This is a genomic window from Peribacillus simplex (genome assembly GCF_001542915.1).
GTDB lineage: Bacteria > Bacillota > Bacilli > Bacillales > DSM-1321 > Peribacillus > Peribacillus simplex_B.
This window is the reverse complement of the sequence record NZ_LNNH01000042.1, coordinates 745-8,350: the sequence shown is the minus strand read 5'-3', so window position 1 is coordinate 8,350 and position 7,606 is coordinate 745. Positions and strand designations below refer to the sequence as shown.

Below are 7,606 nucleotides of genomic sequence, written 5' to 3'. Positions count from 1 at the left end.
AGGTTGATAGGTCAGAGGTGGAAGCGTGGCGACATGTGGAGCTGACTGATACTAATAGATCGAGGACTTAACCAACGCTTTAAAAAATGAAATACCTTCTATATTATCTAGTTTTGAAGGAACAACGTTCCTCATATGTTTGGTGGCGATAGCGAAGAGGTCACACCCGTTCCCATTCCGAACACGGCAGTTAAGCTCTTCAGCGCCGATGGTAGTTGGGGGTCTCCCCCTGTGAGAGTAGGACGCCGCCAAGCCATTTCAAGATCAGCCATCCGGCTGGTCTTTTTTCGTCATTATATGTTCGTTTTTTGGGGGAAAAGGGAAATTGAAATAAATCGTCCCGGACATCATATAATTCGGCCTTCAAGTAAATGGTTACTTAATTGGATATAAAATAGATGGATTTCCTGTATTTAAGTTAAACAGAAATTAATCCGTAATTTGGTAACAGGAAATGCAAATGATGTTTCAATGACCGAGCGTCTATTATAGGGGAATATGCTTGAGCCCCAATTGTTTGTAAGCAAGGTATAGTATAATAATAAAGTCAAAGCAAATTTTGGGGAGACCTTCAAATACATAAATGATAGTGCCAGTATTTATTCGGGCCTATTTCATAGGTTTGACACAATTAAATTAGAGCAGTATAATAACTCAGGTAGAACGATATACTTAATTAAGTTAACAACAGTACTTGGTGAGTTCGCCATTCAGAATATGGGTAATGAAAGGTATATTTAGTAGAACGATATACTAAAAGAAGCTCTAAAGCTCTAGTAGTAGAACGATATACCAACCAAGCATCAACATTTAGTAGAACGATATACTAGCCAATATACTACCCATATTTCTTAGTAGAACGATATACCAAGGTTAGCTGAATGTATTGTTTTAATCGCCGTAATTGGGTTCCTGAATTCATTATATGAGGCAAGGGGAAAACTTCTGAACGATTTAAGAATCAAATTACATTTGAATAACTATCATAGGGGTGTGTTTCATGAAGAATCCATTTATTAAAATGGCAACAGGTTTATATATTAGCTATTTTATTTTAGGTATGATCAATATCATTATCGGGTCGAATATGAAAAATTTATCGGAGCAATTGAATACGAGTGCTTCAGGTATTAGTTACTTGGTCTCCGCAATAGGAATCGGTAAGTTGGTTTCATTGTTTTTTGCCGGCAGGTTGTCGGATAAATTAGGAAGGAAGCCATTTGTAGTTGCTGCATCTTTTATTTATTTAATCTTCCTCGTAGGCATTCCTTTGGCTCCAAACTATACATTGGCATTCATATTCGCGATATGTGCCGGTATTGCCAACTCATTTTTAGACGCTGGTACGTACCCTGCACTTATTGAAGCGTTTCAAAAGAAAGCGGGCTCGGCTACTGTATTGATAAAAGCTTTCGTCTCCGTCGGGGCGGCCCTGCTTCCATTCATCATGGCATTCTTCATCGCCAGGGATATGTTTTATGGCTATACATTCTTCTTGATGGCTGCTGTATATCTCGTGAATGGATTTTTCTTGCTTAAGGTTTCATTCCCGAACCATAAAGCGCCTATGGAAAACCAAGGTGAAGAACAAGCTGCAACGGTGCAAGGCCAGTTCCTTTCAAAACCTAAGTTTGCCCAGGAAGGATTGGCGGTCATCCTTTTAGGATTTACATCAACGGCTTTATTCATGCTTGTACAAGTATGGCTGCCGAACTTCGGACAAGAAGTATTGGGGTTAACCCAAGCCAAGGCTGTTCAACTGCTTAGTTACTATAGCATCGGGTCCCTCGTTTCCGTCATTTTATTGGCAGTACTGTTGAATAAGGTAATAAGACCAATTACCGTCATGATCATTTATCCTATTATAGCTGCATTATCTTTATTAGCTCTCATTTACATCCAGCAGCCATTCATGACTATTTTGAGTACTTTCCTCATTGGACTTTCAACTGCAGGAGTGTTCCAACTGGCCATGACAATAATTACTGAATTCTTCCCAGCCAAAAAAGGGACGATTACATCATATGTAAACATTGCGGCAAGTTCTGCTTTTATCATCATTCCTTTCATTACAGGGATCATTTCTAAAAGCGCCGGTTTGACTGCAGTATTCTTATTTGACGTTGCCATTGCGATCATTAGCATTATCTTGGCAGTATTCGTTTCTTACAGATATAAAAAAGTAATTAAGGTTCCAGGCAATTAAGAAGGCGAGTACCATCGATCGCATACCAACTGTTAATGTTTAAGGGGGAAATGTCCATGCAAACCATCACGATCAAAGACGTAACGATTGGAGAAGGAGTTCCAAAGATCATCGTTCCATTAATGGCGACAACAGAAAAAGAGCTGCTTAAAGAAGTTGAAACGGTACATGCGCTAGCGCCGGATATCATTGAATGGCGAGCAGACGTTTATGAAGAGGTTGAAAATTTGGCGGCTGTTGCAGAAATGATTGCTAAGCTTAAGCGTGCACTACCTAGAACCCTGCTTCTGTTCACTTTTAGAAGCCATAAAGAAGGCGGCAAAAAGGAAATCACTGATGAGCTTTATTTTAGACTGCTTCATACAGCCATCAGAACAAAGGCAATTGACCTTGTTGATGTAGAGTTGTTTTTTGAAGAATCGAAAGTAAAAGAGACAGTGAAGTTAGCAGAAGATAATGGGGTCTACGTAATAATGTGTAATCATGATTTCGATAAGACACCGGAAAAAGAAGAAATCATTTACCGACTGCGTAAGATGCAGGAATTGGGGGCCCATATTCCGAAAATCGCCGTAATGCCCCAAAGTGTTGGCGATTTACTTGTTTTATTGGATGCCACCCATACGATGAAAACAAAATATGCCGACCGGCCGTTCATAACGATGTCTATGTCGGGTACTGGTTTGGTCAGTCGATTAGCGGGTGCGGTGTTTGGATCTGCTTGTACCTTTGGGGCTGGAAAAGAAGCATCTGCTCCGGGACAAATACCGGTGAGCCAATTAAGAAGTGTACTGGAAATCATTGATCAAAATATTTAATCCGTCGAATTTCTTCCAAGAAGGAATTTATATAAACTTATCAATTTAAACCAGGGGGAATCAACATGGAAAATCTAGCACGAATTAACGGGAAAACGGAATTAGTCGGTTTACTTGCAACGCCTATCGGACATTCTTTATCACCTGCCATGCATAATATGGCTTTTGATCAATTGGGATTGAATTGCGCTTATTTAGCTTTTGAGGTAGGAAATGAAAAGCTTGAAGATGCTGTGAAAGGAATGCGCGCGTTAAACGTAAAAGGGTTTAACGTTTCCATGCCGAACAAAATGAAAATCCTTCCATATCTTGATGAATTGGCAGACAGCGCCAAATTCTCAGGAGCTGTTAATACGGTTGTCAATGTTGATGGGAAATTCGTCGGTCACAGCACTGATGGAATGGGTTATACCCGTAACCTGAAAGAACATGGTATAGACATTAAAGGAAAGAAAATGACGCTTATCGGTTCGGGCGGGGCTGCCACTCCTATTGCGATTCAATCTGCATTGGAAGGCATAGCTGAAATCAGCATTTTTGCTCGTGATGATGCATTCTTCCCGCATGCAGAGGAGAATGTACGTATCATCAATGAGGATATGAAGCATTTAAACGTGAAAGCTAACGTATATCCTCTTGAAAATGTTGAACAATTAAGGGCTGAAATATTAAGTAGTGATATTTTGGCAAATGGTACGGGCGTTGGTATGAAACCACTTGAAGGGTTAAGCGTGATTCAAGATGAATCCATGTTACGTCCTGATCTAATCGTAACCGACGTTGTATACATCCCGCGTAAATCGAAATTGATGGAACAAACTGAAGCTGCTGGCGCTACTGCCATTAATGGCCTCGGAATGATGCTTTGGCAGGGTGCATTGGCCTTTGAACTATGGACCGGACAACAGATGCCAGTCGAATATATCAAAGAGCAATTGTTTGCAGAATAAGGAGCTTTCACTTTGGGATCGACCTCCATTTATCGTAATAGGGTTTGATACTTGAGGTAAACCTCGGAGCTAAGAAATACAGGGAGTGATCCTTGTATTTCTTAGCATTTTTTTTTGAAAGTGGTTTTTCAGTTAAATGGATAACATATAGGGGAGAATTAAATACATTCAATTTTTTAGAATTTTAGGGGAGTAAGAACATTGTGATTTATTATAGGGGTGTAATAATGAAAAAGTATAAAGCGGCATCGGGCATGTACATTAACTATTTTCTACTAGGAATGGTAAATATAATCCTTGCCTCAAACATGTCCTCGCTAACCGAACAATGGAATACGGATTCCACAGGCATCAGTTATCTCATTGCCGCGATAGGGGTTGGGAGATTACTTACTTATGGGCTCTCGGGAGTGCTGTCAGATAAATTCGGCAGGAAGCCATTAATCATAACCTCTTCGTTCCTGATGGGAGTTTTTTTGCTTGGGATTCCGTTTTCCCCCACATACGAAATCGCGTTTGTGTTTGCGTTGCTTGCAGGGGTTTCCAACTCAGCCATGGATGCTGGTACCTATCCGGCGTTAACGGAAATGTTTCCTGAATCGGCTGGGTCAGCGAGTGTCATGGTAAAGGCTTTTGGCTCACTTGGTGCTACGATATTGCCATTCATCATCTTGTTTCTATCCAACAATCATTTATTTTATGGCTTTGCCTTTTTAATTCCTGCTGCGATCTATTTCGTTAACTTGCTTCTTATACTTTCAGCTTCCTTTACGAAAAATAAATCGGATGCTGCCAGTGATGAAGATGATTTCGAAAGGAGCCGATTTATAACCGAGCCTGAATTCTGGAGGGAGGGCTTGGCCTTGATCATTATCGGCTTTACATCGACTGCATTATTTACCGTTTCACAAATCTGGCTACCGAGTTTCGGTCACGAAGTCGCAGGAATGTCCCATGCAGGGTCGATAAAATTATTGAGTTATTATAGTGTAGGATCTCTCGTTTCCGTCTTGCTATTGTCCATATTATTAAACAAATGGATCAAGCCTGTGACAGTGATCTTACTTTACCCAATGATAACGTTACTTACAGTCATCACCATCTTAACGGTTCATTCACCTACCGTCCTAAGCATCACCTCATTTTTTCTTGGCGCCTCAACAGCGGGGATTTTTCAATTAACCATTGCCATAATGACTGAACTATTCTGGAGGAAAAAAGGAACCGTCACAGGTATCGTCGCAACAGCTTCCAGTTTGGCAAGCGTCATTCTGCCGATTGCAACAGGGTTAATTGCCAAGGGCGGGGATATATCACATATTTTTTTCTTCGATTGTTTTATTGCGACACTAGGAATCCTTGCTGCCGCCTTCGTTAATTATCGTTATAAAAAATTGACAAAGCATGAGATGATCAGCAGCCATGGGTAATGTTTGGTGAATCGATCGTTGAAAACCCTATGTCCCAAAAGGAAGGGTATGCTAATGGCAGCAACTATATTATTATAGTAAGAACATGATAATCATATATACAATAAAAATACATTCAAGATGGTGATGGAACTATGAAGCAATCCAAAAAAGCCCGAGTCACATTGCAACAGGTTGCGAAGCATGCAGGCGTGTCCACTTCCACCGCATCCCTTATCGTTCGTAATAATCCAAGGATATCCGATGCGACACGGAAAAAGGTTTTAAAATCAATGCAGGAATTGGGCTATGTATATGACAGAGTTGCCGCAAATCTACGGTCTCAAAGTTCTGATACTGTAGGGATTATTATTACTGACATTTCTAACACCTTTTTTTCAGAATTCTTGATCGGTGTTCACGACGCATTGGATGAAGTCGGTTATACGGTGTTACTGGGGACCACATTCGATTCGGTCACCAAGCAAGACCATCTCCTATCAACCATGCTGGAACATAGGGTCGGAGGATTGATTCTTTGTCCCGTCTCGGAAAGCACACAAGAAACAGTTGAGCGATTAAATGACATTGACACGCCAATGGTCCTTGCCGTTAGAGAATTGCCTGGAGTGAATAGCGATTATGTCGGGATCAATTATCCAGAAGGTGCCCGAATTGCCGTTGATCACCTTATTAAGAAGGGACATAAAAGAATTGCACTGCTTGGAGGGATCAGGGAATCTTCTACTTGGATCGAGAGAATGGAGGGGTATAGTGAAGCCCTTTCAAGTGCGGGTCTGGAAGTGGATGAATCGCTAATGATAGATAGTGCACCTACACGCGAGGGTGGACTGGAGGCTGTTTTGAAAGTGCTTGAAAATCCCGAACCTCCAACTTCCATTTTTTGCTTTAGCGATTTAATCGCCTTCGGTGTCATGCAAGGATTAAGGATGAAAGGATATACTCCTGGAAAAGATATGGATATCATAGGGTTCGATAATGTTCCAGTAGCAGAGATCTATCATCCTCCTTTAACGACCATTTCCTCATTTCCTAGACGTACGGGAAAAGAGGCAGCGAACCTTTTGTACCAGCAAATGGAACAAATTAAACGTGAGCAGCAGCGGATCATATTAACTCCCGAATTGATTATCAGGGAGTCTTCCTAATAAAGAATAATGAAAAGATGATTAGCTTACAGGGGATGGTAAACTGCCGCTGTATCCTTTTCATCTGATCTATCATTCTTATTTAATTTGGATGGGATTTACTTTAGCGGTTCATAAATATCCCAGGCCACTTTTAGCGAATCGACTATAAAATCAGCCACTTCGTCTACATCAAGGTCATTCGTATTCACTTTTGAGTGATGATAGGAGTATATTTCCTGCCTGGTGTAAAAAAGTTCTTCGATTTCTTCGAGGGTGCGGCTTTGTAGAACCGGTCTGCTATCAATCAGCAATCCAATTCTCTCTTTCCAATAGTCCCAAGATAAATCGAGGTAAAAGACAATGCAATTGGATAAACAAATATTCCTTATATCCTCTTGTAAAAAGGCCCCTCCGCCGACGGAAATTATTTTCAGTTGTTGTTTACTAAAGCTTTCTATCATGCTTTTTTCTTTTTCGCGAAAAACTTTTTCCCCAAACTCCTTGAAAATTTCTGTAGTGGGCATATTGAATTCCTTTTCAATCTCCCGATCTATATCCACAAAGTCCCTATATAACTTCTGTGCAACCTTTTGGCCGATCGTTGTTTTTCCAACTCCCATAAAGCCGATAAAAACGATACTCTGCATCCTCAAAGGTGTGTTTTTATTAATCATTTATAAATCCCTCTCCCAACTATTTTATAATGATTAAAAGCCTATCCTGAAATTTTTAAAATAAATTTATTATAGTACAAGAAAGTAAAATTGTAAAAAATATTTTTTAATATTTGGACAAAGAAAAGGCTGGGCTATATCGTTGTTAATCCTGGAATTGATGCTTGGAAATCATATAACAGAAGGAAGTTGCTTTTGGCTTTGGGGTGAATATATTAGAATAAATGAATGACAAAGAAATTATATGAAAACTTGTTGACTTTAAGGAACAAAAGGGATAATATAAATAAGCAACACATCAACAACTTCATCAGCTTTTGGTAAAGCACTAAAAGGAATAATAACTATTGACTTCTTAGTATGAAAATGATAAGATGAAATGGTCGCTGAGAAACACA

The 7,606-nt window shown here is 40.0% G+C and carries 6 protein-coding genes and 1 rRNA gene; 6 read left to right on the top strand and 1 reads right to left on the bottom strand.

Annotation, left to right across the window (positions count from 1 at the left end; all coding sequences use genetic code 11):
- The first annotated feature begins 138 nt into the window (after positions 1–138).
- The 6 genes from rrf to AS888_RS19180 all read left to right on the top strand — a co-directional run bounded on the left by rrf (position 139) and on the right by AS888_RS19180 (position 6,552).
- A 5S ribosomal RNA gene (gene rrf / locus AS888_RS19205) occupies positions 139–254 on the top strand.
- Between the two features lie 746 nt (positions 255–1,000).
- A complete protein-coding gene (locus AS888_RS19200) occupies positions 1,001–2,206 on the top strand; it encodes an MFS transporter (protein WP_061143756.1) in 1,206 nt (401 codons plus the stop codon).
- 56 nt (positions 2,207–2,262) lie between these two features.
- Positions 2,263–3,024: a type I 3-dehydroquinate dehydratase gene (gene aroD, locus AS888_RS19195; RefSeq protein ID WP_061143755.1), complete on the top strand. Its 762-nt coding sequence runs from the start codon at positions 2,263–2,265 to the stop codon at positions 3,022–3,024.
- Between the two features lie 65 nt (positions 3,025–3,089).
- Positions 3,090–3,974: a shikimate dehydrogenase gene (aroE, locus tag AS888_RS19190; RefSeq protein WP_061143754.1), complete on the top strand. Its 885-nt coding sequence runs from the start codon at positions 3,090–3,092 to the stop codon at positions 3,972–3,974.
- Positions 3,975–4,201: 227 nt separating this feature from the next.
- Positions 4,202–5,404, top strand: a complete 1,203-nt coding sequence (locus AS888_RS19185; protein ID WP_061143753.1) for an MFS transporter — start codon at positions 4,202–4,204, stop codon at positions 5,402–5,404.
- A 134-nt stretch (positions 5,405–5,538) separates the two neighbouring features.
- Positions 5,539–6,552 carry a LacI family DNA-binding transcriptional regulator gene (locus tag AS888_RS19180; protein WP_061143752.1) on the top strand — a complete coding sequence of 338 codons (1,014 nt, stop codon included), beginning with the start codon at positions 5,539–5,541 and terminating at the stop codon, positions 6,550–6,552.
- Between the two features lie 98 nt (positions 6,553–6,650).
- On the opposite strand, the gene AS888_RS19175 is transcribed toward AS888_RS19180, so the two are convergent.
- The gene (locus AS888_RS19175; RefSeq protein WP_061143751.1) at positions 6,651–7,208 is read right to left on the bottom strand and encodes a shikimate kinase; all 558 of its coding nucleotides are present in this window, start codon (positions 7,206–7,208) and stop codon (positions 6,651–6,653) included.
- Positions 7,209–7,606 lie beyond the last annotated feature (398 nt).

Coding starts and splice junctions, on each gene's coding strand:
- AS888_RS19200 (WP_061143756.1), top strand. CDS start 1,001: ATGAAGAATCCATTTATTAAAATGGCAACAGGTTTATATATTAGCTAT.
- aroD (WP_061143755.1), top strand. CDS start 2,263: ATGCAAACCATCACGATCAAAGACGTAACGATTGGAGAAGGAGTTCCA.
- aroE (WP_061143754.1), top strand. CDS start 3,090: ATGGAAAATCTAGCACGAATTAACGGGAAAACGGAATTAGTCGGTTTA.
- AS888_RS19185 (WP_061143753.1), top strand. CDS start 4,202: ATGAAAAAGTATAAAGCGGCATCGGGCATGTACATTAACTATTTTCTA.
- AS888_RS19180 (WP_061143752.1), top strand. CDS start 5,539: ATGAAGCAATCCAAAAAAGCCCGAGTCACATTGCAACAGGTTGCGAAG.
- AS888_RS19175 (WP_061143751.1), bottom strand. CDS start 7,208: ATGATTAATAAAAACACACCTTTGAGGATGCAGAGTATCGTTTTTATC.